Here is a 22,455-nt window from a genome sequence, read left to right as displayed (position 1 = left end):
TCCGTTTCCGTCCTCGGGGTCGAATGCCCCGGCGCTCGAGGAGGTGGCGGCCGGCATTGCGGCGCAATAAAACAATATGTGATGGAGATATGCGCATCTAACTATGTGTATCGTTGAAGCGCGCCGCAGACTTCCAGCTCACGTAACAGAAACTGAAGACAGCACAAGACGACCGAGGCCTATTCGTACGCCCGAGATGAGGGGTTGTCCGCCGGGTGCAGGCGGCTGCCATACGATGACCGGATGACCACAGTGTTGCTCAACACATCAGCCGGGGACATCACCCTCGAATTGGACGAGACGAAGGCGCCGCAAACGGTCGCGAACTTCGTGGACTACGTCAAGTCCGGCCACTACGACGGGACAATCTTCCACCGTGTGATTCCGGGTTTCATGGTGCAGGGCGGCGGTCTGACCGCCGATATGCAGCAGAAGCCGGCGCCCAACCGGGTGCAGAACGAGGCCAAGAACGGGCTGCGCAACGACAAGTACACCGTCGCGATGGCGCGTACGGCGGATCCGCATTCGGCCAGTGCCCAGTTCTTCATCAACACCGCCGACAACGACTTCCTGAACTACCCGGGTCAGGACGGCTGGGGCTACGCGGTCTTCGGGCGGGTCGTCGACGGTAACGCCGTCGTGGATTCGATCGAGGGTGTCCGCACGGGCTCCAAGGCCGGGCATCAGGATGTGCCGGTCGAGCCGATCACGATCGTTTCGGCTCAGCTGGCCTGATCGGCAGGGCGCGCGCCCCGCATATCCCGTCCGCTCAGCACCGCGGTAGCGGTGCCGATGGCCGGTGGTGCGGGGCGCCGCCATGTGCGGGGTGGTTCGTCAGACCAGCCGGTGTCCGCCTTCGACGTGCAGGACTTCGCCGGTCATGAAGTCGTTGTCGAGGACGGCGTGGAACGCGGCCGCGATATCGGCGGGACGGCCGACGCGGCCGGCGGGCAGTCGCGCGGCCATCGCGGTGAGCCGGGCGTGTTTGTCGGGGCCGGCGAAGTCGTCCCAGATCGGGGTGTCGACCCAGCCGGGGGAGACGGCGTTGACCCGGATCGGAGCCAATTCCAGCGCCAGCGCTCGGACCAGGCCCTCCAGAGCGGCATTGGCGGTGGCCACGACCGAGCCGCCGGGTGCGGGACGGTAGGCCGCGATTCCGGAGGTGACGGTGATGGAGTTACGGACGCGATCTGCCGCGTACTTGGCGACCAGCCACGGCCCGAGCACTTTGATGTCGAGGACGGTCCGCGCGTCGCGCGCGGGCAGCTCGGTGAGCGGGCCGTATCCGTGGCGCATGTCGGCGGCGGTGACGACGATGTGATCGACCGCGCCTACGGTGTCGAAAAGTGCTGCGATGGAAGCGTCTTCGGCGATGTCGACGCGCTGTGAGCGGAGCTGGTCAGGATAGCCGAGCCCTGCGGTCGCGGCGGTCAGGCGGTCGGTGTCGCGGGCGGCGATGGTGACTCGATGTCCGGCTGCCAGGAGTCGTTCGGCCAGGGCGAGGCCCATGCCGGAGCTGCCGCCGATGACGAGGGTGTGGGTGGTGTCGGTCATGCATCCACCGTGCGGCGTGGCGAGTGCGGCAGGGAGACCGGCTGTGGCCTGGTCCTGGCGGGGCTACCCCGGCGTGGCTGGGAAGCGGGCACACTGGATGAGTGAGTGATCGTCGTGCCCTGGGAGAGTTCCTGCGTGCGCGCCGCGCGCGGGTGCAGCCGTCGGAGGTGGGTCTGCCGCCGGGCACGCGGCGGCGGCAGACGGCGGGCCTGCGCCGCGAGGAGGTCGCGGCGCTGGCGGGGCTGAGCGTGGACTATTACATCAGGCTGGAACAGGGCCGCGACCGCAATCCGAGCCCGGAAGTGCTGGCGGCGCTGGCCTCGGCGTTGCTGCTGAATGCCGACGAGGCGGCTCATCTGCACCGGGTGGCGCGGCTGGCGGGGGCGCGCTCGGCGGTCACGGCGGCGCCGGTGGAGGTGGCCGGGCGGGGCATGGTGTTGCTGCTCGAATCGGTGCGTCCCACACCGGCTTTCGTCCTGGATCAGGTGAGCAACTTGCTGGCGGCGAATCCGGAGGGGTTGCGGTTGCTGTGGGGTATCGAGCAGTGGGAGCCGAGGCGCCGCAATCTGATTCGGTACGTGTTCACGCATCCGGCGGCGCGGACGGTGTTCGAGGATTGGACGGGGATGGCGCGCGATTGTGTGGCGCATCTGCGGGTGGTGCAGGGCGCGGGATCGCATCCGGTGGAGCTGGCGGCGCTGACGGCCGAATTGTGCGCGGCGACCGCGGATTTCAAGGCGTTGTGGGCGCATTACGATGTGCGGGCCAAGCGCGGTACGCGGCGGATGTTCCGGCATCCGGCGGTGGGCCGGATGGAGTTGACCTCGGAGATTCTGACCGCGGCGGACGGGCAGCGGTTCGTCGCGTTCCAGGCCGAGCCGGGCAGCCCGGACCGCGACGCGGTGACGCTGTTAGGGCTGGTGGGTGATGACGTACCAGAGCGCGGCGAGGGTGCCGAGCACGAACAGTGGTGAGATCACCCAGGTTTCGACCTTGTTGCCGGTGCGGTCGATGATCGGGATGCGGGTGCGGATGTCGAGTGGCCAGAACAGCCGGCAGCCGCGGTCGGTGAGGCAGTCGCCGATGAGGTGGGCGAGGGCCCCGAGGCCGACGGAGAACGGCAGCCAGGCGGGTTTGTCGGAGATCCACTGGTCCATGGCGAAGGTGCCGGCGACGGCGAGTACGGCGATGGTGGCGTAGGAGCGCAGCCCTTCGCCGGGCGGGCAGAGATTCAGCGCGCGGACGGCGAGGGCGAGCAGGAAGAAGACCAGGCCGAGGGTGAACCAGCGGCCGATCCAATGTTCGCCGGCCCAGGTGCCGTAGGTGACGGCCGCGACGAAGGCCAGGGAGTGGGTGGCGTGGCGGTGCCCGCCGGAGACGGTGGAGATGATCTTGCAGGCGGTGTGCGTGATCGGTCCGAGCGCATGCGAGATGGTGCCGCTGGGGTGGTCGGCGTCGGGCAGCAGGGCGGCGCCGGCCGTGAGGAACGTTCCCATCAGCAGGTCGACGGTGCCGAGGTGGCCGATCTGCGCGGCGGGGAAGGTGAGAATCGAAAGTGGTAGCGCGGCAGCGGCTCCCGCCCACGCGAGCGCACCACTGGTCGCATGTGAATGTCCTAGCACCGCCTCGAGATTAGACGATCTTGGTCGGGTGACCGCAGCCGGTCAGGAGTGGGGGTGGGGGTCGAGGATGCGGTCGAGGGCGTTGAGGTCGGATTCGAGTAGGTAGAAGGTGCGCAGGGTGATGAGGAAGGCGAAAAGCCCTCCGACACAGAGCCCGACGATGGGGCCGATGACGGTCTGCTGTTGGTCGGGGGTGAGGAATACGAGGCCGGCGGGGACGCCGATGAGTGGGACGCAGGCGGCGACGCCGAGGTAGATGCGGCTGCGGTGCACCATGCGGCGCAGCATGGCGGCGTCGGCGGGGGTGGTGCCGCCGGCGGCGACCAGGCCCGGGTAGTACCAGCGCAGGACGAAGTAGGTGACGGGGAAGTAGGTGTAGACGACGGCGACGCAGGCGGCGACGAGGTTGCAGGCGATGAGGCTGGTGGTGATGCCGGCGGATACGTCGCCGAGGGTGTGCAGTTTGACGAGGAAGACGCCCAGTGCGGCAAGCCATCCCGCGAAGGTGGCCACGGCGATGCGGTCGCCGCAGGCGAGGGTGTCGGCGCGGGCGCGGGCGAGGGTGGCGGCGTCGAATTGCCTGCCGCGGCGTAATCCGTTGGGTACCACGAACACCGAGCGGCACCAGTACATGAGGGCGGCGATGGCGATCGGGTAGGCGATGGCGATCATGACGATGCCCAGGCGCACCATCTGGTGGGCGGCGTCGGCGCCGAGGGCGTCGCGGATGAGTCGCAGGTTGTGGGAGCCGAGGTAGAGCCCGGCGAGCAGGTGGCCGAGCAGGCTGGAGAGGGTGACGACGGGCATGGGGCGCATGCGCAGGCGGGCGCGCAGGCTGTGGGTGGGCGGGTCGACGAGGTCGCGGGCGGCGCGGTCCTGGCTGAGGTCGAGTTGCTGGGCGAGGTCGGCGCCGGTGGCGTAGCGGTCCGCGGGGTCGGGTGCGAGGCAGGTGAGCAGGGCGTGGCGCAGCAGGGCGGGGGTGTCGGGTGGGAGGTCGGCTTCGAAGTGGTCGGCGATGGGTGTGCGGCGCCGGTCGATCATGGCTTGCAGGGATTCTTCGGTTTCGCCGGCGTCGTGGCCGTCGTCGAAGGGGAGGCGGCCGGTGAGCAGTTCCCACAGGACGACGGCGAGGGCGTAGAGGTCGGCGCGGGTGTCCAGGTCGGCGGCGGTGGTGTCGAGGTTGGGGTGGCAGGCCTCGAGTTGTTCGGGGGCCATGTAGGGCAGGGAGCCGCCGAAGTAGGCGACGGGGTTGGCGCCGGGCAGGTGGCGGCTGAAGCTGATGTTGAAGTCGGCGAGTTTGGGTTGGCCGTCGGCGGTGAGGAGCACGTTGGCGGGTTTGAGGTCGCGGTGCAGGATGCCGCGGTGGTTGGCGTAGTCGAGGGCGGCGGCGAGGCGGCTGCCGAGCCAGGCGACGGTTTCGGGCCAGCTGAGCCGGGCGAGTTCGGATCGGGTGGGCGAGGGCTGGGGTTCGAGGACGCCGCCGGTGGTGGTGGCGGCGTCGATGGCTTCGAGCAGGAGTGTGCCGTCGCGTTGGGCGGGTGGTGTGCGGCGCAGCATGCGCAGGACGCCGAGCAGGGTGCCACCGGGCACGTACTGCATGTACATGAGTTTGAGGCGCTGGTCGGTGATCTGGCGCTGGTCGAAGACGCGCACGATGTGGTCGTGGTCGAGTTGAGCGAGGGTTTGTGGTTCGCTGCCGCGGTCGTGGGAGATCTTGACGGCGACGAGGCGGCCCATGGAGCGTTGGCGTGCGAGGAAGACGCGGGCGAACGCGCCTTGGCCGAGGGGGAGCAGCAGGTCGAAGTCGTCGACGGTCGCGCCGGGGTTGATGGTGTCGAGTGCGTCGAGGGCGGTGGGGTCGGCGAGCATGGTGGTGCGCAGTCCGGGTGCCGAGGGGGGTAGGTCCTCGAATCCTTCGGTGATGCGGGCCATCTGGATGGGGTAGTCCTGTTCGTATTCGCCGAGGTCGACGGCGTGGTGGTCGCGACGGCTGCGGGCGTTGATCTCTTCGTAGACCAGGTCGGGGGGCAGGGGCGCGGCGGCGAGTTCGGGGAATTGTTCGCGGTAGTCGGCCAGTCGCGGTGCGTCGGTGTCGCGTTGCCAGCGTTCGTGCAGGTCGACCTTGATGAGTTCGATGAGTGCGGAGCGGCGCAGCGCGGGTTCGGCGGGCAGGTGGGCCGACAGATCGGGTGGTTCGCCGGAGGTTTGCCATTGCTGGGCGAAGCGGGCGACGAGCGACGTCAGCGCGGTCTGCGTTGCGGTGGCGCGGTCGGCACCGGGGTCGGGTGCGGTCGCGCCGAGGTTGTCGGTCATCCCTCGCTCGCTTCGAAATCGGTGGTACCCGGGCCCGGGCCCGAGAATAGGTGAATCCTCCCATGAATTCTGGGGAACGTGCCGATGCCGTTACGTTATACGGGATTTCGTGCCTACCGTGCGGTGCTGGGAAGCCGGTCGGCTGCGGCGGGGGAATATCGCCGGGGCCGGGTCGGCGGGCTCGCCGGCCGGGGTGGTCGCGGCGTCGTCGCGTGGGCGGGCGGGGTCCGGCGGTGCGATGGTGGATTAGCTCGGGGGTTGTTCGCGGGGGCGGTGGATTACGGCCCGGCGCTGGCATTAGTGGATTGAAGCGAGATAGGCTCCGGGGGATTGTCGAAGGAGCCGAGTGGCCGGATCGGTCGCTCTCGTCGAAAGGGGTCCGCCGTGTCGGTGCCGGCCGCGGTGAAATCCGAGATCCAGACCATCGGGGGCGCGTTCATGTTCTCCCGCGAGGCCAAGGCGTTCGGTGGCACCACCGGCGTGGACGGCTTCATCGGCCCGTATACGCGCGGCCGCGGCGGGGTGCTCGGCGAGGTGGATGCCGATGTGGTGACCGCGGCGTTCGGGTTCTTCGAGCGGGAAACCGTTCGGGCGGCCTGGGATTCGGTGGCGATGGCGCCCGCGCAGGCCGCGGCCGGATATCTGGCGGCGTGCCAGGGTTTCGGTCGCCGCAAACTCGCCGGATTCGATGGCTGCGACCGGTTGGCCGAATTGCTGCGGGTGGTGACCGATGCCGCCGATGTGGCGGGGGTGAGCCTGTTCGCGGGCTGGCGGGCGTTGCCGCTCGCCGACGATGCCGCCGGTCGGGTGTTGCAGTTGATCCATTGTCTGCGTGAGCTGCGGGGCGGCCTGCATCTGATGGCGGTGCGGGCCAGTGGGCTGTCGCCGTTCGAGGCGGTGCTGATCGGTGGCTCGCCGCGTACCGACGGGCCCACCCAGGCGCGGCTGTTCGGGTGGGGTGAACGGGTCGACGTCACCGAGGTGAGCTCGGCGATGCGGCAGCGCTGGGATGCGGCCGAGGCGCTGACCGACGAGCTGATCGCCCCGGCCTTCGCGGCGTTGGACGACACGGCGGGCAAGGAGCTGGTCGAGCTGCTGCGCGGAGCGCAGGCCACCGTCTTCGCGCGGTAGTCGCCGCCGTCCGGGCGCCATACTGCCGTAAGCTATTGGTATGGCGGAGACGAAGAAGGTGACGATCTCGGTCCCCAAGGATGATGTGTCCACCTTGGAGCGCTGGAAGGCGTCGGGGCGGATCGATAATCTGTCCGCCTACGTGTCGGCCGCGTTGCGGGATCGGATGGATCGCGATATTTCGCTGGATGCCATCGAGTCCAGTTTCGGTGGCGTGCCGCCGCTCGAGCTGGTGAATCAGGCCCGGCGTGTGCAGGGCCTGCCGCCGCTGTCGGCGGAGGATCTGGATCGGCGAAGCGCCGGCGCCGCGTGAGCCCGGCCGCACTGGGCGGCGTGGTGTTCGACACCGCCGCCGTGGTGGGCTGGACGCGGCGGCTGCCGTACGTGCACGCGGTGGCATGGGCGACGGCCGAGGCCGGTCATACCATCGTGGTGCCCGCGGCGGTGGCGGCGGCGGGGCAGGCGCTGATCCGGCCGGATCGGCTCGATATTCTCGCGGTGTTGCTGGAGCTGCCGCACACCGTGGTGACCGGACTGGACACCGGCGCGGCCTCCCGGGTGGCGGCGTTGCTGGCCGGACGTTCCGATGCCGATGGGCTGGTGGCCGCCGGACACGCCGCCAGTGAGGCGGTCTCTCGCAATTGGCCGTGTTTGACCGCTCGGCCGGATATGTTGCGACGCATCGACCATCAGGTGCTGGTCGATCCGCTGCCCTGACCGACCGCGGCCGCGGCTGCCGTGCGACGACGAGGAGAGGACCGCGACCATGTCAACGGCCCTGAGCCCCCGGATTTCCCGGCTGCGCCAGCTGATCGATCATCCCGCGACCGGTGCCGCCGAACGCGAGGCCGCCCAGCGCATGCTCGACCGCATCCTGGCCAAGCATCCGCAGGCGGCGGGACCGCGGGGCGATCGTGATTACGGTCCCCGCTATCACCGGGTCGGGCGGCACGCCACGTTGGCGAGCATTGCCGAAATGATCAGTCAGGACATCGTTTTCGCGCAGATCTTCAGCATGCCGCAGCATCGTGCGGAGCTCGCCGAACGTTCGCCGATCCGGGACGCTCCCATCGAGATCTCCTACTCGGTCGCCACCCCGTACGTCGGCAAGATCATCGTCACCATCGAGGGTGTGCCGCGGGAGTGGGGTTGGGTCAGCGACTGCGGCATCGACAATCCGAGCCCGGCGCTGCAGGAGCTGGCCGACGAACTGGCCGAGATAATGAACGCCTACAACCACGACGGCAGCGATATCGGCAAACGCTTCTTCGCGTGTGTGCGGGTGCCCGAGCGGACCCTGATCTGGTGACCGGCTAGCCCGGCGCCCGGGCGGTCCCGTGTACGAAAGGTGTTGCGGCGCTGCGTAACGCCTCGATCACGGCCGCGTTCGGCGGGGTGAGCGGGGCCGGTGTGCGGACCAGCGACAGGCGGCGCAGTTCGGTGGCGGCGCGGGCGTGGGAGCCGGTGACGACGCGCAGCGTGATCACCTCCGGCGGCAGCGCCGGGAACAGGCCCGAGGGGACGGTGGTCACGCCGCAGCCGGCGGCGACGAGGGCGAGTTTGGCGAGCCAGTCACGGGCGCGGTGTGCGATGTGGGGGCGGCCGGGCAACCCCGGCCACACTCCCAGCAGCGGTTCGGTGGTGGCGGCGGGGCTCGCGATCCACACGGCGTCGACGAGTTCGTCGACGGTGACGGTGGTGCGCCCGGCGAAGCGGCCGGTGGCGGGGGCGGCGACGAGCAGTTCCACCTCGCCGAGTTGTTCGACGATCAGCCGCGGTAGTTCGGTGTCGGGTGGCCGGTGCGGCGGCCGCGAGGTGATCACGGCGAGATCGAGGCTGCCGGCGCGGATGGCGCGGACCAGCGCCGGCGTGGTGCCCTCGCGGGTGGACACCTCGAGTGCGGGGTGGGTGCGTCGCAGCGCGGCCAGCGCGGTGGGTACGAGTACCGCGCCCGCGCTGATGAGGCTGCCCAGCCGTACCCGCTGGACGAGATCGCGGTCGTCGAGGTCGCGTCGCGCGGCCTCCAGCGCGTCCAGCACGACCCGTGCGTGGCGCAGCAGCGTCAGCCCGGCCGGGGTGAGGTGGACGCCGGTGCGGTGGCGTTCGAACAGGGGTTTTCCGGCCTCGCGTTCGAGGGCCGCGGCTTGGCGTGAGATGCCGGATTGGGTATAGCCGAGGGCGGCGGCCGCGGCGGTGAACGATCCGCGTTCGGCGACCTCGGCCAGCACCCGCAGTCCGGCCGGTGACAGATCCATGACCGTCCGGCATACCAGATATGCCGGACTTTCGCTGGTGGCATGGCCGGATCGCGTCCTACGTTGGCGAAGAAGAGATTCGGAACCGGAGGAGTGGGCGATGCGTGCGGCGATGTTGGAACAGTTCGGGCAGCCGTTGACGGTGACGACTGTGCCCGATCCGGTGGCCGGGCCGGGTGAGGTGCTGGTGGATGTGCTCGCTACCTGTGTTTTGCCGTATGCGGCAGAGGTTTTCGGCGGTGTGCGCGACTATCCGCTGGAGCCGCCGGTGATTCCGGGAATGGGCGGGGTCGGGCGGGTGGTGTCGGCCGGTCCGGATGCGACCCGGCTGCGGCCCGGGGACCTGGTGTGGTGTGATCCGACGGTGCGTTCCCGCGACGACGCGCGCACTCCCGACATCACGTTGCAGGGCTGGAGTTCGCGTGGTCCGGGCGGGCTGCGATTGTCGCGATACTTTCATCACGGGTCGTTCGCGGAGCGCATGGTCGTGCCGACGGAGAACGCCGTGCCGCTCGGTGACGTCGACGGCGAGGACGTGGCCGGCTGGGCGTCGCTGGCGGTGCCGCTGGTTCCGTACGGGGGTCTGCTGGCGGCGGATCTGCGTGCCGGGGAAACATTGCTGGTGAGCGGGGCGACCGGCAATTTCGGGGGTGCGGCGGTGGCGGTGGGGCTTGCCATGGGCGCGAGCCGGGTAGTGGCTCCCGGCCGCAACCGCGCGGCTGCGACCCGGTTGCGGGACCTGTTCGGAGACCGTGTGCGCCCGGTCGAGCTGACCGGCGACGCGGAGGTGGATCGGCAGGCGATGGTGGCCGCGGGCGGGGGACCGGTGGATGTGGTGCTCGATATTCTGCCGCCCGCGGCGGACACGCGCGTGGTGCGGACCGCGGCGATGACGGTGCGGGAGTTCGGGCGTGTCGTGCTCATGGGCGGGGTGGGGATGCTCGGCGGATCCGATCTGGCGCTGCCGTATCCGTGGCTGATGCGCAACAGTGTGACGGTGCGGGGTCAGTGGATGTGCCCGCGCACCGCTGTTGCGGGGTTGATCGAGCTGGTGCGGTGCGGGCTGCTCGATCTCTCGGTGGAAACGGTCACCACGTTCGGATTGGACGACGTCGCGGCGGCGGTCGAGCACGCCGCGGCCCATCCCGCGGCGTTCGATCGCACGGTGGTGCTGCCGCAGCGACGCTCACCACTGCCGAGGTAGGTAATACGCGGGTATTATGGTGGCTGCGTGGAGTACGCATGGTGGATCGGAATCCACTCGTTCCTGGATCGTGCCGAGGTGGCGCCCTGGGAGGTGATGGAGGTGCTGTATTCGTCGCGGCGCTGGCCGCGCCCGGCCCGCACCCCGGAAGGGTTGCCCGTCACGACCGTGTGGGGCCGCACCGACGCGGGCCGTCCACTGGTGGTGATGCTGCGGATGCGGCCGTCGCCGGAGTCGGCCGGCACCTGGGAGATCGTGATGGCCGCGCAGATGCGCCCGCAGCAGCTCGAGGAGTACACCGCATGGGAGGCGAACCGATGACCGACAAGCACATCTTCGAACCGAAGCCCGGCGCCGACCCGCAGGCGGTCGTGGACGGTTTGGTGTTCGACGACTCCGCCGCGTCGCCCGCGCTGCCGCCGACCGGCGAGGAGATCGAACGCGGGATGGTCACCACCTCCTTGAAACTGCCGAAGGATCTGCGTGACCGGATCCGGGAGGCGGCCGCCGAACACTGCATCACCCCCTCGATGCTGATTCGCCAGTACATCGAGATGGGGTTGCTCGCCGAACAACCCGGCCGGATGATCCCGCTGTCGGATGCGATCCGGGTGCTGAGCAGTCTGCGTCCCTCGGCCTGAGCCCGGTTACCCGAGTTCGGTGGCGGCCCACAGGTCGTAACCGTGACCGCCGGCCTCGGGCGGGCCCGCCACGATGCGGTGGGTGCGCGTGCCGTCGGGTCCGCGTTCGGCGCGCAGGAACAGGTCGCCGGGGTGCGCCTCGGCGTGGCGGGTGCGCGCGTAGTCGTAGAGGTGGGTGACGAACACGACCTTCACTCCGGCCTCGGTGAGCGCCCGCAGCAGGGGCCCGGCGATACGGCCGGCGTCGCGTTCGCCGGTGGAGGCGAACGCCTCGTTGCACAGCAGCAGTCCGCGCGGCCCGATCCGGTCGATCACCGCGTTCATCCGGACCAGTTCGTCGGCGAGTTTGCCGTAGGACAGGGTGTGGTCCTCGTCGCCGACGAAATGGGTGAACACTCCGTCGCGGACGTCGGCGGCGAATTCTTCGGCGAGGACGAACATTCCGGCCTGCATCATCAGCTGCGCGGCGCCGAGGCTGCGCAGGAACGTGGATTTGCCGCCGTTGTTGGCGCCGGTGACGATCAGCAGCGATCGCCCGTCGGCGGCGAGGTCGCTGCCCGCCACGCTCGCGGGTTCCGGGCCCAGCGCCAGGGTGATGTCGCGCAGCCCGCGGCAGCGTAGCCGCGTCGTGCCGGACGGGTGGGGGTGCGGCAGGCAGTAGGGGATCGCGATGCGGTCGAGGCGCTCTCGCAGGATCAGGCAGCCGAGGTAGAAGGCGGTCTCTTCGCGTAACCGCAGGAAGAAGGCGTGCAGCCGGTCGGCGGTAGCGGCGACCACGTCCGCGAGTTCTGCCAGCGCGTGGTCCTTCAGCTGCATCACCGGATCGGCCTCGGCATCGCCGTCGGCGATCGCTTCGAAAACGCTTGTGCTGCGGGGGAATCCGAATCGTGGCCGGCGTGCGGGTGGCCGGTGGACCACGACATCGGTGATCTTGTTGCCGGTGCCCAGGCCCGCCTCGATGTCGACGCCGTGGTCGAAGCGCAGCACGCTCAGCTCGTCGCGCACCGCTCGCAGGTAGGTGTCGTCGAACTGTTTCGTCGTCGCGATCAGGTCGGTCCAGCCCGCGGCGGTGAGGCGGTCGCCGTCGCGTTCGAGCAGGGTGCGCAGCCGGCGCAGCTGCTCGAGCTGTGCGGTGAACGGTGGCAGGGTCAGAACCAGTGTGCCGTTGGCGCGCCGGCGTGCCGCCGATGTCCAGCGCCGCACCGACGTCGCGGCGGCGGCGATGTCGTGGACGGCGCGCACGAGGTCGGGGTGGGCGCAGCAGTCGGTGAGCACGGCGTGGCGGTGTGTGATCACGGCCGGATCCGCCGGGGTCGCGGTGATGACTGCCCGGACCGTGTCGGCGATCGCCGGGTCGCGCTCGGCGATGGTGTCGATCAGTGCGGAGATGCCCAGATCCGCGACAGCGGTGTTGCCGAGCGCGGCCGGTGCGGGTGCGGTGTCGGCGGGGAACAGCAGCCGGACCCTCATCGCGCCAGCCTCGCGGCCACCGCGTGGTAGCCGAGTCCGTAGCGTTGGGCGAGTTCGGTGGCGTAGGCGTTGCCGTCGGCGGGGCGGCGCACGATGCGGTAGGTGCGGTGTGCTCGGTCGGCCGGGTCGGTCGATGCCACCATCGACACCACCTCGGGTCCGGCGTCGGCGAGGTCGTCGAAGAAGCTCACCCACACCCCCCAGGCGCCGAGCCGCACGATGTGGGCCAGGACCTCGCCGGCGATGCGCGCGCCGTCGTGTGTGGTGGTCGTGGAGAAACTCTCGTTGAGCACGACCAGGGTGTCCGCGCTCGTGGTCCGCAGGATTTCGCGCATGGAGCGCAGGTCCGCCAGCAGCCTTCCGTCCGGGTCGCCGGCGTGTTCGGCGCGTTCGAAGTGGGTGTGGATGCGATCGGGCAGCGGCAGCCGCGCCGCCTGCGCGGGGACCGGGCCGCCGAGCGCGGCGAAGTACACCAGTTGCCCGATCGCGCGCGCGAAGGTCGTCTTCCCGCCCTGATTGGGGCCGGTCACCACCGTCATTCGTTCCGGGGGTTCGAGGCGGAAATCGTTGCACACCAGCGGGTTCGGTGAGCGGGTAGCGAAGGCGAGGTCGTAGGCACACTCGGCGTGGATCGGTTCGCCGGGTGCGGCGATCTCGGGCAGGCACAGACTGCGGCCGGTGCCGGCGGCGCGGTGGGCGAACCGGCGGTAGCGCAGATAGAACTGCATGCCTCGATCGAATTCGGTCACCTCGGGGGCGGTGAAATCTCGATGGCGGGTGGCGAATTCGGCCAGTCGCTCGAACGGCGCCGGGTACAGGTCGGCGACCCGGTCGAGGATATGTTCCTCGGTCTGGTTCATGTCCGGCCACTCCGGTTGCGGGTGTGGGTCGCGGCGGTGTGGTGCGCCGAAGCGGGCGAGCAGTCGCGTCACGGCGGCGGTGTAGTCGGGTGCGGGGCGTGCGGGGCTCACCTCGAGGGTGCGGTCGACGATCCGCAGCCGGTACCGCACGCGGGCCAGCGCGGCTCGTACGGTGTCGATGTCGTGGGCCAGTGTGCGCAGATCCGCACCGGCGCAATAGGTGTCGAGGTAGGTGCGCCACCGCAGCAGTGCCCGCGATCGCAGTGGCAGCCGTGCGGTCGCCGCGTGCAGTGCGGTGACCGCGGCCACGTAGCCGGCGGCGGCGTCGAGGTGGGCGCGGTGGCGTTGATGCCGGTGATACAGCTCGCCGGCGATACGCAGCCGGCGCCGCACCCGCCACATGGCGATCACGAATTCCTCTGCGGCGGCGTATGTTTCGTGGTCGTCGAGGTCGGTGAACACCTCGTGGCGGAATCGGACGGTGTCGGGGTCGCGGACGGGGCGGCGCAGCAGGGCGGTGAGGTCGTGGTCGTCGGTATCGCCGACGATCGCGGCGAGCAGCGGTTCGATTTCCAGGTCGGTCAGCGCGTCCTCGCCGACTTCGACGGTCGCGACGCGCTCGGCCGGCACCGGCCACAACACACTGACGGTTTCCATCCCCACCCACTTCCCGCGCCGGCCGGATCGAGTAAACGACCCGGTAGGGGGCTTTTCGGTCAGGCTAGCGACATTACTTACCGGCCGTCAAGTAATCACACTCGGCGAAGGCCGAGTCGCATCCGAATGTATACAGCCAGCTGTACAGTTAGCTTAGTAAATGATACGGTGGAGTCGTGTCCGGAAAGCCTGCGCCCACCCCCGCCGCGGTGGCGGCCGATCTGCGTGTCGCCGTCAGCCGGCTGCTGCGGCAGCTGCGCGCTCAGGCCGAGGGCAGCGACCTCACCAAATCTCAGAGCTCGGTCCTCATCCGCCTCGAACAGGGCGGGCCCGCCACGGCCACCCAACTGGCCCACGCGGCGGGAATGCGCCCGCAGTCGATGGCGAAAATCGTTCGCGCGCTGGAAGAGGCGGGTCTCATCGCGGGCACACCCGATCCGGCCGACGGCCGCAAAACCGTCCTGGACCTGACCGAGGCCGCCCGCGACGAATTCCGCACCGGCCGCCGCGCGAAAGAGGACTGGCTCACCCGCGTCATCGAGGCCGAATTCACCGACGCCGAAATCCGGCAACTCGCCGATGCGGTCGGGCTGCTCGACCGCATCGGCCGCGCCGGCTGATCCAAGCGCCCACAACCGAAATCCGCGACCCGGCCACCGGGTTCGCGCGATCCGGCGCGCGCCGACCCCGGTGCGTCCGAAACCGCACGCCAGCAAAGGAATTCGTCATGCCCGTCACCACCCTGGATCCGGCCACCGCCCTCATCGTGATCGATCTGCAGCAGGGCATCGTCGGCCGGCCGCTGGCGCATCCGGTCGAACCCGTGATCACGCGCGCGGCCACACTCGCGCACGCCTTCCGCGACCGGGACCTGCCGGTCGTGCTCGTCAACGTCGCCGGCACCCCGCCGGGGCGCACCGACGCCGGCGCGATGACCATGACCGATCTGCCGCCGGACTGGACCGCCCTCGTTCCCGAGATGGCGCCGCAGCCCGGCGACATCCAGGTCACCAAGCACGCCCGCAGCGCCTTCGCCGGCACCGGGCTCGCCGACCGGTTGCGTGCCGACGGCGTCACGCAGGTGGTGGTCGTGGGCATCGCCACCGGCGCCGGCGTCGAATCGACCGCCCGCGACGCCCACGAACAGGGTTTCCACGTCACGCTGCCGGTCGATGCGATGACCGATTCCGACGCCGAACGCCACGACCACAGCATCGCCCACATCTTCGGCCGCATCGCCGAAACCGGAACCACCGACGACGTGCTTCGGACATTGGCGGCCCGCTCGTGACAGCCGCCCCCGCCGACACCGCGCCCGCCCGCAGCGACCCGTTCACCGTCCGTTTCGTCGGGCCGCTGCTGCTGGGCTCGACCCTCAATCCGATCAACACCTCCACCATCGCCACCGCCCTCGTCGGCATCGGCGTCGACTTCCACCGGGGCCCCGGCACCACCGCCGTGCTCATCTCGGTGCTGTATCTGTGCAGCGCCGTCGCCCAGCCCACCATGGGCAAACTCGCCACGCTGTTCGGGCCGCGCCGGGTGTTCACCGGCGGGTTGATCATCCTCATCGCCGCCGGCGTGATCGGCGCCGCCGCACCGGCATTCGGGTTCCTGGTGGTGTCGCGTGCGCTCATCGGGATCGGGACCTCGGCGGCGTTTCCCACCGCGATGGCGCTGGTGCGGCGGCGCGCCGACGACGCCGGGACGGGGGTGCCGGCGCGAGTGCTGGGCAACTTCTCGATCGCCGCGCAGGTCACCTCCGTGGTGGGGCTGCCGCTGGGTGGTCTGCTGGCGGGTGTGTTCGGTTGGCGCGCAATATTTTTCGTCAACATCCCGCTCGCGCTGGTCGCGCTGGTGGCGACGGTGACCGGTGTGCCGAAGGATGCACCGCGCGACCGCGATCAGGGGTCGCTGCCGGCCGCGGTCGACCTCGTCGGCATCGGCCTGTTCGCCGGCGCCGTGATCGGCATGCTGAGGTTTCTGTCGGATCTGCGCTCACCGCTGTGGTGGTTGCTGCCGGTGACGCTGGGACTGGTCGCCGCGCTGGTGGCGTGGGAGTTGCGGGCCCGCAGTCCGCTCATCGATGTGCGGATGCTGACCCGCAACGGCGGCCTGTTGCGCACGTATCTGCGGCAGGCGGTGGTGTCGCTGGGCACCTACACCGCCCTCTACGGGACCAGTCAGTGGATGGAACAGGCCGCCCACTACAGCGCCTCCCAGGTGGGGTTGATCCTGCTGCCGCTGTCGGCGATCAGTATCGTCATCGCGCGGCTGGTGTCCAATCGCGGCTGGGTGCGGGTGCCGCTGACCGCGAGCGGTGCGGCGTTGATCGCGACCGGGCTGGTCATGGCCGTGATCACGCACAACTCGCCGGTGATCGTGCTGATCGCGATGTCGCTGCTGTTCGGAGTGGCCAGCGGCGCCAGCGGGTTCGCCAACCAGGCCGCGCTGTATGTGCAAGCGCCCGCCCGGCAGGTCGCGGTGGCGTCGGGGTTGTATCGCACCTTCGCCTATATGGGGGCGATCTTCTCCTCCAGCCTGATCACGCTCACCTTCGGTTCGGCCACCACCGATGCCGGGCTGCACGCCATCGCCTGGGTGATCGTTGCCCTCGGTGTCCTCGTCGCGCTGATGACGGTGCTGGACACCACGATTCCGGCCCGCACCGGCCGCACGCCCGCGCAGTGACTCAGCTGTAGGTGGCGGTCAGTTCGGTGACCCGCTGCTCGGGCCACGGGCACCGAATCTCGCCCTGGGTCGCGGCGAAGAACAGTTCGATATGCACCTGCCAGGCGGCCAGCAGTCCGGCGCGGTGCTCGGCGAGCCGTTGGGGCAGGGTGTGGGCGAACTCGACCCGGGTGCCCAGTCGCGGATCGGCGATGATCTCCCACCGCGCCCGTCCCGCCGGCTGCCCGGCCACCGACACCTCGTATTCCAGCAGCCGCGGCGGATCGAATGCGGTGACCGGTCCCGGCTCGATCGCCGGATTGGTCGCGCGCGCCGGTGGTAGCGCGCCGACGCGCAGGGGGTGGTCCTCGATCAGGATCGCCCAGATCGTGTCCGCGGGCCGCCACACCAGGTCCCGCGAAAACCGCAGCACCACATCGGATTCGGGGCCCACGCCGGGTTCGGCGCTGCCGCGGGCCAGCCCGAACTTCTCGGCGTAGGCTTCGGCCCGGGCCAGCCATCCGGCTCTCGGGTCCTCATCTTCGGCGCGGTCGTCGAGTGCGGCGGCCAGGCTGGTCAGGCAGCCGTCCCATCCGGCGGCGGTGCGGGCGGCGCCCAGGCGGCCGGTCGGGCCGTCGCCGAGCGCGTGGGTGAACACCAGCCGGCAGCCGTCGCCGTCGGCGATCAACTCGAATCGCAGCACATCCCGGTTCCAGCGGAACATGAACACCTTCGGCGGATCGACCTCGAGGACCTCTCCGTCCCAGGTGTCCTCGACCGGGGCTTCGTCGTCGAAGACGAATCGCATCGGCGCGCCGGGGCGCAGGTCGGTGTGCACCGCGGCCGGAAACCACGCCTTCATCTGCTCGGGATCGCTGATCGCCCGCCACACTCGTTCCCGGGGATGGGCGAAGCGGCGCTCGAACCGCAACGTGGGCGTGCCGTCGATCGTGGTCAGTTCGGCGGACGGGTCACTCATCGTCATCACTCCTTGCGGTTTCGGCTTCGGTGAGGGTGGTGCTGTCGTCGGCGGCCAGCGCGTCGAGGTGGCGGGCCAGCGCGTCGAGGCTGGTGTCCCACAGCTGCCGGTAGGGGGCCAGCCACAGGTCGATCTCGGTGAGCGGCTGGGGTCGCAGCCGGTACCAGCGCCGTTGCGCGTCCTGGCGGACCTCGACCAGGCCGGCGCCGCGCAGGATCTTCAGGTGTTTCGACACCGTCGGTTGTGCCAGGCGCAGTTCGGTGACCAGTTCGCCGACCAGGTGTTCGCGCCGGCGCAGCAGGTCGAGGATTTCGCGGCGCCGCGGTTCGGCCAGCGCCTCGAACGTAGATGCCATATCGGCAATATAGCCGAAACGGAATATAAAGGGGAGGGGTTCGACGGTCACATCCGCAGGGGCAGGCCCGCGCGGATGCGCTCCATGCGGTCCTCGTGCACGACGTGCGCGCGGTCCAGAAGCGTGGTCAGGTCCTCGGCGCGGAACCGGTGCACATATTTGTCCGGCAGCCCGGCCATGGTCCGTTCCGCTGCCAGCATCCGCCCGTAGGTGTGTTCGCGCACGGCCTGATCGGCCTCGTAGCCCAGATCGAGGTACCGGGTGGCGTAGCGGCGCGCCCCGGCGACCGCGGTCTGCGCGCGCCCGGCCGGGCTCCACAACGAGACCACCACCGTCACAACGAGTATCGCGACGATCACGACCAGCGACCACACGGTGGGAATCTCGGCCACCGGCACCGGGTCGCCGTCGTTGACGAACGGCACGCTGTTGTGATGCAGCGCGTGCAGAATCAGCTTCACGCCGATGAAGCCGAGTACGGCGGCCAGCCCGAAACCCAGATAGATCAACCGGTCCAGCAGCCCCTCGAGCAGGAAGAACAACTGCCGCAACCCCAAAAGCGAGAACGCGGTGGCGGTGAACACCAGGAATACGTTCTCGGTGAGGCCGAAGATCGCGGGAATCGAATCGAGGGCGAACAGCACATCGGTGCCGCCGATCGCGATCATCGCCGACACCATCGGCGTCAACCGGCGCCGACCGTCCACGATCGTGGTCATCGCGTCACCGTCGTAGGAGTCGGTGGTGCGCAACAGTTTCCGGGTCGCGCGCACCACCAGCCCGTCGCCGGAGTGGGTGTCCTCGCTCTCGGGACGCAGCATATTGCCCGCGGTCACCAGCAGCACCCCGCCGAACAGGTAGAACACCCACGCGAAACGGTTGATCAGCGTCGCTCCGAGGAAGATGAATCCGGTGCGCGCCAGCAGCGAGATCACGATCCCCACCAGCAGCACCTTCTGCTGGGCGGCCGCGGGCACCCGGAAGGCGGTGAAGATCACCAGGAAGATGAACAGATTGTCCACCGACAACGCCTTCTCGGTGATGTAGCCGGCGAAGTACTCGACCCCCATCTCGGAACCGCCCAGACCCAACACCACGAACCCGAACGCCACCGCCACACCGATATAGGCCGCCGACCACGCCGCCGACTCGCCCAGGGTCGGCGAATGCGCGCGACGCACGTGGAAGACGAAGTCGAACACCAGTAAGACGACGATCAGCGCCAGCGCACCGGCCCACGCCAGCAGCGGAACGGTCACGGCGGCCTCCTGTGCCCGAGTGGTCTCGGGTGACTGTAGCGTCCGCGGCCGAACGACCGCCCGAACCGGCATGCTCCCCGGACGTGCGGATGCCCCGCGCACCGGCGGTGGTGCGCGGGGCATCCGGGCGACGGCGGATCAGGCCAGGTCGAACCGATCCAGGTTCATCACCTTGTCCCAGGCGGCGATGAAATCGTCGACGAACTTGCCCTTGGCGTCGTCGGTGGCATACACCTCGGCCAGCGCCCGCAGCTGCGAGTTCGAGCCGAAGACCAGATCGACGCGGCTGCCGGTCCAGCGCTGCTCGCCGGTGGCCCGGTCCGAGCCGACGTAGGTGCCGTCGTCGGCGGGAGAGGGCTTCCACTCGGTGCTCATGTCGAGCAGATTCACGAAGAAATCGTTGCTCAGCACTCCGGGGTTGTCGGTGAGCACGCCCAGCGGCGACTGCTTGTAGTTGGCGCCGAGCACCCGCAGACCGCCCACGAGCACGGTCATCTCCGGCGGGGTCAACCGCAGCAGGTTCGCCTTGTCGACCAGCAGATACTCCGCCGACAGCCGGGTGCCCTTGCCGAGGTAGTTGCGGAAACCGTCGGCCTTGGGTTCGAGCGCGGAGAACGACTCCACATCGGTCTGTTCCTGGGTGGCGTCGGTGCGGCCGGGGGTGAACGGGACGCTCACCCCGAAACCGGCGTCGCGGGCGGCCTTCTCGATCGCCGCGACACCGCCGAGCACCACGACGTCGGCGAACGAGACACGCACGTTGCCGGACTGTTCGGTGTTGAACGCCTCCTGGATCGCTTCCAGGGTGCGGATCACCTGGGCCAGCTCGTCGGGGTCGTTGACCTCCCAGCCGTTCTGCGGTTGCAGCCGCAACCGGCCGCCGTTGGCGCCGCCGCGTTTGTCGCTGCCGCGGAACGAGGCCGCCGCCGCCCAGGCCGTCGACACCAGCTGCGGCACCGTCAGGCCCGAATCGAGGATCCGCGCCTTGAGGGTGGTGATCTCGGCGTCACCGATCAGGTCGTGATCGACGGCCGGGATCGGGTCCTGCCACAACAGGGTCTCCTCCGGCACCAGCGGACCCAGATACCGGGACTTGGGTCCCATATCGCGGTGGATCAGCTTGTACCAGGCCTTGGCGAACTCGTCGGCCAGTTCCTCGGGATGGTCGAGCCAGCGCCGCGTGATCGGCCCGTAGATGGGGTCGAATCGCAGCGACAGGTCGGTGGTCAGCATCGCCGGGGCCTGGGTCTTGGACGAATCGTGGGCGTCGGGCACCGTGCCCGCGCCGGCGCCGTCCTTCGGCACCCACTGCCACGCCCCGGCGGGACTCTTGGTCTGCTCCCATTCGTAGCCGTAGAGGGTTTCGAGGAAGCTGTTGTCCCAGCGGGTCGGGGTCGGGGTCCACGTCACCTCGATGCCGCTGGTGATCGCGTCCTTGCCGACACCGGTGCCGAACGAGCTCTTCCAGCCCAGGCCCATCTGCTCGAGCGGCGCGGCTTCCGGTTCGGGGCCGACGTTGTCGGCGGGGCCGGCGCCGTGGGTCTTGCCGAAGGTGTGCCCGCCGACGATCAGCGCCGCGGTTTCCACATCGTTCATCGCCATCCGGCGGAACGTCTCGCGGATGTCGATCGCGGCCGCCAGCGGATCCGGATTACCGTTGGGCCCTTCGGGATTGACGTAGATCAGGCCCATCTGCACGGCCGCGAGCGGGTTCTCCAGATCGCGCTGCCCGGAGTAGCGGGCATCGCCGAGCCATTCCATCTCCGGACCCCAGTACACCTCCTCGGGCTCCCACTCGTCGACGCGGCCGCCGCCGAAACCGAAGGTCTGGAAACCCATGTGCTCGAGGGCGACGTTGCCGGTGTAGACGATGAGATCGGCCCACGACAGTTTGCGGCCGTACTTCTGTTTCACCGGCCACAGCAGCCGGCGCGCCTTGTCCAGGCTGGCGTTGTCGGGCCAGCTGTTGAGCGGGGCGAAGCGCTGCATCCCGGATCCGGCGCCGCCGCGGCCGTCCTCGATGCGGTAGGTGCCGGCCGCATGCCAGGCCATGCGGATGAACAGTGGCCCGTAGTGGCCGAAATCGGCCGGCCACCAGTCCTGCGAGGTCGTCATCACCTCGATGATGTCGGCCTTGACCGCGGCCAGATCCAGGGTGGCGAATTCGGCGGCGTAGTCGTAGTCCGCGCCGAAGGGATTGATTTCGGCCGGATTGTGCTGCAGCACTTTGAGATTGAGCTGTTCCGGCCACCAGTCGCGGTTGCCGCCACCTTCGACGGGTCGCTTCATGCGGCCGACGACGGGGCATCCGCTCTCGGGCGGTTCGGTATTGGCCTCGGCGATAGGTGGATGTTCCTCAGGCACGGTCTTTCCTTTCCGAGTGAGTGAAACGGGCTGTGATCACGGGGTCGATCGAGCAGTCGGCAGGGAACAGGAGGGGCACAGGCCCCAGTAGATGACCTCGGCCTCGTCGAGGACGAAGCCGTTGTCGTCGGCGGCGGTCAGACACGGTGCGTCGCCGACCGAACAGTCGACATCGGCGATGACGCCGCAGGAGCGGCACACCAGATGGTGGTGATTGTCGCCGACGCGGGTCTCGTAGCGGGCGACCGAGCCCATCGGCTGGATCCGGCGCAGCAGACCCGCCTCGGTCAGCGCCCGCAGCACGTCGTAGACGGCCTGATGGGAGACCGTGCCCAGGGTGCCGCGGACGAGGCCGAGGATGGTGTCGGTGTCGGAGTGCGGGTGGTCGGCCACAGCGGTCAGCACCGCGATCCGCGGGGCCGTCACCCGCAGCGCGGCCCGGCGCAGCATGCGCTCGAAATCCGCCGTAGTGGACACGGTCCGAAGTATGACTCATTCAAGTAACCGGTAGGTGCGGTTTTGAGAACCAAATTTCCGAACACTTCGGATCCGGCCGCCGTCCGAGGGTCGCCCCCGCGCTCGCGCGGCCGCACCGGTGCGGCCGGCGGTCACATCCGTGTGGTGCCTCGAGTTTTGTGATTGTTGTGATTTCTGTGGTTTCTGATGCCGGTGACCACACCGAAATTCAGACCTTCTCGGGGCTCGATTTCATAACGACCGTCACGAAAACCGCGGGCGGCAACCGGAAGTGTCTCGTTCTTCCTGCGCTCGAGCGGGCGAAAGTCCGGCTATCTGGTACCGAGGAAACTGCGTAGTTATCAAAAAATTACTTTTTATCCGGGCGCGCCCGCCCACCGAATCTACCTACGACACACTGCCGTGAGGTGCTTCACGTGCCAGAAGGTGATCCGGTGAACGCGATGAATTCCAACGATGTGGGTAACCCGCCCGCCCCGCCAGGCCCGGATACGGGCCGCGCCGCCCCGCACGACGCGATGTGCGGCGGCGGGCACGGCGACGGTGACGGCTCCGAACCCCGGGGCGGCGTCGAATCCGCGGACCGGCGGTCGCGCGATCACCGGCTCCGCTGCAAACACGCGGACTGACCTGGGTCGACGGCC

24 protein-coding genes are annotated in these 22,455 nt (G+C 69.3%); 13 read left to right on the top strand and 11 right to left on the bottom strand.

All coding sequences use genetic code 11. The features are described 5' to 3' along the window. Nucleotides 1-243 precede the first annotated feature (243 nt). Nucleotides 244-735: a peptidylprolyl isomerase gene (locus NN2_RS24345; RefSeq protein WP_030516987.1), complete on the top strand. Its 492-nt coding sequence runs from the start codon at nucleotides 244-246 to the stop codon at nucleotides 733-735. A 99-nt stretch (nucleotides 736-834) separates the two neighbouring features. Here NN2_RS24345 and NN2_RS24340 read toward each other — a convergent pair whose 3' ends face one another. Beyond that, entirely contained in the window at nucleotides 835-1,554 is a 720-nt protein-coding gene (locus NN2_RS24340) for an SDR family oxidoreductase (RefSeq protein WP_063016187.1), read from the bottom strand. A 101-nt stretch (nucleotides 1,555-1,655) separates the two neighbouring features. On the opposite strand from NN2_RS24340, the gene NN2_RS38995 reads away from it, so the two are divergent. Then, the gene (locus NN2_RS38995; RefSeq protein ID WP_063016185.1) at nucleotides 1,656-2,528 is read left to right on the top strand and encodes a helix-turn-helix domain-containing protein; all 873 of its coding nucleotides are present in this window, start codon (nucleotides 1,656-1,658) and stop codon (nucleotides 2,526-2,528) included. Here NN2_RS38995 and NN2_RS24330 read toward each other — a convergent pair. Continuing rightward, complete coding sequence (locus NN2_RS24330; RefSeq protein ID WP_063016183.1) at nucleotides 2,466-3,176, bottom strand: metal-dependent hydrolase; 711 nt, start codon at nucleotides 3,174-3,176, stop codon at nucleotides 2,466-2,468. The two genes, NN2_RS38995 and NN2_RS24330, sit on opposite strands and share 63 nt — an antisense overlap. A gap of 42 nt (nucleotides 3,177-3,218) precedes the next feature. Further along, complete coding sequence (locus NN2_RS24325) at nucleotides 3,219-5,489, bottom strand: serine/threonine-protein kinase (RefSeq protein ID WP_063016181.1); 2,271 nt, start codon at nucleotides 5,487-5,489, stop codon at nucleotides 3,219-3,221. A gap of 384 nt (nucleotides 5,490-5,873) precedes the next feature. Here NN2_RS24325 and NN2_RS24320 point away from each other — a divergent pair, with 384 nt between their 5' ends. From NN2_RS24320 to NN2_RS24305, 4 genes are read left to right on the top strand one after another with little or no spacing between them, the layout of a single operon-like run. Then, entirely contained in the window at nucleotides 5,874-6,620 is a 747-nt protein-coding gene (locus NN2_RS24320; protein ID WP_063016179.1) for an SCO6745 family protein, read from the top strand. A 40-nt stretch (nucleotides 6,621-6,660) separates the two neighbouring features. After that, nucleotides 6,661-6,933, top strand: a complete 273-nt coding sequence (locus NN2_RS24315) for a hypothetical protein (protein ID WP_030516981.1) — start codon at nucleotides 6,661-6,663, stop codon at nucleotides 6,931-6,933. Beyond that, nucleotides 6,930-7,337 (top strand): hypothetical protein, encoded by a 408-nt coding sequence (locus tag NN2_RS24310; protein ID WP_036508401.1) that lies wholly within the window; start codon nucleotides 6,930-6,932, stop codon nucleotides 7,335-7,337. Before NN2_RS24315 ends, NN2_RS24310 begins: the two co-directional genes overlap by 4 nt. 49 nt (nucleotides 7,338-7,386) lie before the next feature. After that, a complete protein-coding gene (locus tag NN2_RS24305; protein WP_030516979.1) occupies nucleotides 7,387-7,929 on the top strand; it encodes a hypothetical protein in 543 nt (180 codons plus the stop codon). A 4-nt stretch (nucleotides 7,930-7,933) separates the two neighbouring features. Here NN2_RS24305 and NN2_RS24300 read toward each other — a convergent pair whose 3' ends face one another. After that, nucleotides 7,934-8,875: a LysR family transcriptional regulator gene (locus NN2_RS24300; RefSeq protein ID WP_063016177.1), complete on the bottom strand. Its 942-nt coding sequence runs from the start codon at nucleotides 8,873-8,875 to the stop codon at nucleotides 7,934-7,936. A 100-nt stretch (nucleotides 8,876-8,975) separates the two neighbouring features. Between NN2_RS24300 and NN2_RS24295 the strand changes: the two genes are divergently transcribed. From NN2_RS24295 to NN2_RS24285, 3 genes are read left to right on the top strand one after another with little or no spacing between them, the layout of a single operon-like run. Continuing rightward, nucleotides 8,976-10,079, top strand: coding sequence for an alcohol dehydrogenase catalytic domain-containing protein (locus NN2_RS24295; RefSeq protein WP_063016175.1), 1,104 nt, complete (start codon nucleotides 8,976-8,978; stop codon nucleotides 10,077-10,079). Nucleotides 10,080-10,106: 27 nt separating this feature from the next. Further along, the gene (locus NN2_RS24290) at nucleotides 10,107-10,400 is read left to right on the top strand and encodes a hypothetical protein (RefSeq protein WP_051025322.1); all 294 of its coding nucleotides are present in this window, start codon (nucleotides 10,107-10,109) and stop codon (nucleotides 10,398-10,400) included. Further along, nucleotides 10,382-10,720 carry a ribbon-helix-helix domain-containing protein gene (locus NN2_RS24285; protein ID WP_063016174.1) on the top strand — a complete coding sequence of 113 codons (339 nt, stop codon included), beginning with the start codon at nucleotides 10,382-10,384 and terminating at the stop codon, nucleotides 10,718-10,720. Before NN2_RS24290 ends, NN2_RS24285 begins: the two co-directional genes overlap by 19 nt. Before the next feature lie 6 nt (nucleotides 10,721-10,726). Here NN2_RS24285 and NN2_RS24280 read toward each other — a convergent pair whose 3' ends face one another. Next, nucleotides 10,727-12,190, bottom strand: a complete 1,464-nt coding sequence (locus tag NN2_RS24280; protein WP_063016172.1) for a MutS-related protein — start codon at nucleotides 12,188-12,190, stop codon at nucleotides 10,727-10,729. After that, nucleotides 12,187-13,707, bottom strand: coding sequence for a MutS-related protein (locus tag NN2_RS24275; RefSeq protein WP_063016170.1), 1,521 nt, complete (start codon nucleotides 13,705-13,707; stop codon nucleotides 12,187-12,189). The genes NN2_RS24280 and NN2_RS24275 overlap by 4 nt, the downstream gene beginning before the upstream one ends. 176 nt (nucleotides 13,708-13,883) lie before the next feature. Between NN2_RS24275 and NN2_RS24270 the strand changes: the two genes are divergently transcribed. The 3 genes from NN2_RS24270 to NN2_RS24260 all read left to right on the top strand — a co-directional run bounded on the left by NN2_RS24270 (nucleotide 13,884) and on the right by NN2_RS24260 (nucleotide 16,398). After that, nucleotides 13,884-14,327: a MarR family winged helix-turn-helix transcriptional regulator gene (locus NN2_RS24270; protein WP_063016168.1), complete on the top strand. Its 444-nt coding sequence runs from the start codon at nucleotides 13,884-13,886 to the stop codon at nucleotides 14,325-14,327. Between the two features lie 107 nt (nucleotides 14,328-14,434). Then, nucleotides 14,435-14,998 (top strand): isochorismatase family protein, encoded by a 564-nt coding sequence (locus tag NN2_RS24265; protein WP_063016166.1) that lies wholly within the window; start codon nucleotides 14,435-14,437, stop codon nucleotides 14,996-14,998. Continuing rightward, a complete protein-coding gene (locus NN2_RS24260) occupies nucleotides 14,995-16,398 on the top strand; it encodes an MFS transporter (RefSeq protein ID WP_063016164.1) in 1,404 nt (467 codons plus the stop codon). The genes NN2_RS24265 and NN2_RS24260 overlap by 4 nt, the downstream gene beginning before the upstream one ends. Before the next feature lies 1 nt (nucleotide 16,399). Here NN2_RS24260 and NN2_RS24255 read toward each other — a convergent pair whose 3' ends face one another. From NN2_RS24255 to NN2_RS24235, 5 genes are all read right to left on the bottom strand, one after another. Continuing rightward, on the bottom strand, nucleotides 16,400-17,356 hold the full coding sequence (locus tag NN2_RS24255) for an SRPBCC family protein (RefSeq protein ID WP_063016162.1): 957 nt from the start codon (nucleotides 17,354-17,356) through the stop codon (nucleotides 16,400-16,402). Continuing rightward, complete coding sequence (locus NN2_RS24250) at nucleotides 17,349-17,711, bottom strand: ArsR/SmtB family transcription factor (protein WP_063016160.1); 363 nt, start codon at nucleotides 17,709-17,711, stop codon at nucleotides 17,349-17,351. The genes NN2_RS24255 and NN2_RS24250 overlap by 8 nt, the downstream gene beginning before the upstream one ends. Before the next feature lie 47 nt (nucleotides 17,712-17,758). Next, a complete protein-coding gene (locus tag NN2_RS24245) occupies nucleotides 17,759-18,970 on the bottom strand; it encodes a TerC/Alx family metal homeostasis membrane protein (protein WP_063016212.1) in 1,212 nt (403 codons plus the stop codon). A 138-nt stretch (nucleotides 18,971-19,108) separates the two neighbouring features. Then, nucleotides 19,109-21,334, bottom strand: coding sequence for a catalase/peroxidase HPI (gene katG / locus NN2_RS24240; RefSeq protein ID WP_063016158.1), 2,226 nt, complete (start codon nucleotides 21,332-21,334; stop codon nucleotides 19,109-19,111). Nucleotides 21,335-21,370: 36 nt separating this feature from the next. Continuing rightward, entirely contained in the window at nucleotides 21,371-21,784 is a 414-nt protein-coding gene (locus NN2_RS24235; RefSeq protein ID WP_036525450.1) for a Fur family transcriptional regulator, read from the bottom strand. A gap of 461 nt (nucleotides 21,785-22,245) precedes the next feature. Between NN2_RS24235 and NN2_RS24230 the strand changes: the two genes are divergently transcribed. Then, nucleotides 22,246-22,440, top strand: coding sequence for a hypothetical protein (locus NN2_RS24230; protein WP_146098563.1), 195 nt, complete (start codon nucleotides 22,246-22,248; stop codon nucleotides 22,438-22,440). Nucleotides 22,441-22,455: the final 15 nt, after the last annotated feature.

Source organism: Nocardia nova NBRC 15556 (genome assembly GCF_001613005.1).
Lineage (GTDB): Bacteria > Actinomycetota > Actinomycetes > Mycobacteriales > Mycobacteriaceae > Nocardia > Nocardia nova.
This window is presented reverse-complemented; position numbering and strand designations above follow the sequence as displayed.

Bases quoted from the DNA above. Each gene is read 5' to 3' on its own strand.
- NN2_RS24280 (WP_063016172.1), bottom strand. From the start codon at position 12,190: ATGAGGGTCCGGCTGCTGTTCCCCGCCGACACCGCACCCGCACCGGCC.
- NN2_RS24315 (WP_030516981.1), top strand. From the start codon at position 6,661: ATGGCGGAGACGAAGAAGGTGACGATCTCGGTCCCCAAGGATGATGTG.
- NN2_RS24285 (WP_063016174.1), top strand. From the start codon at position 10,382: ATGGGAGGCGAACCGATGACCGACAAGCACATCTTCGAACCGAAGCCC.
- NN2_RS24325 (WP_063016181.1), bottom strand. From the start codon at position 5,489: ATGACCGACAACCTCGGCGCGACCGCACCCGACCCCGGTGCCGACCGC.
- NN2_RS24235 (WP_036525450.1), bottom strand. From the start codon at position 21,784: ATGCTGCGCCGGGCCGCGCTGCGGGTGACGGCCCCGCGGATCGCGGTG.
- NN2_RS24265 (WP_063016166.1), top strand. From the start codon at position 14,435: ATGCCCGTCACCACCCTGGATCCGGCCACCGCCCTCATCGTGATCGAT.
- NN2_RS24305 (WP_030516979.1), top strand. From the start codon at position 7,387: ATGTCAACGGCCCTGAGCCCCCGGATTTCCCGGCTGCGCCAGCTGATC.
- NN2_RS24275 (WP_063016170.1), bottom strand. From the start codon at position 13,707: ATGGAAACCGTCAGTGTGTTGTGGCCGGTGCCGGCCGAGCGCGTCGCG.
- NN2_RS24255 (WP_063016162.1), bottom strand. From the start codon at position 17,356: ATGAGTGACCCGTCCGCCGAACTGACCACGATCGACGGCACGCCCACG.
- NN2_RS24300 (WP_063016177.1), bottom strand. From the start codon at position 8,875: ATGGATCTGTCACCGGCCGGACTGCGGGTGCTGGCCGAGGTCGCCGAA.
- NN2_RS24340 (WP_063016187.1), bottom strand. From the start codon at position 1,554: ATGACCGACACCACCCACACCCTCGTCATCGGCGGCAGCTCCGGCATG.
- NN2_RS24250 (WP_063016160.1), bottom strand. From the start codon at position 17,711: ATGGCATCTACGTTCGAGGCGCTGGCCGAACCGCGGCGCCGCGAAATC.
- NN2_RS24345 (WP_030516987.1), top strand. From the start codon at position 244: ATGACCACAGTGTTGCTCAACACATCAGCCGGGGACATCACCCTCGAA.
- NN2_RS24295 (WP_063016175.1), top strand. From the start codon at position 8,976: ATGCGTGCGGCGATGTTGGAACAGTTCGGGCAGCCGTTGACGGTGACG.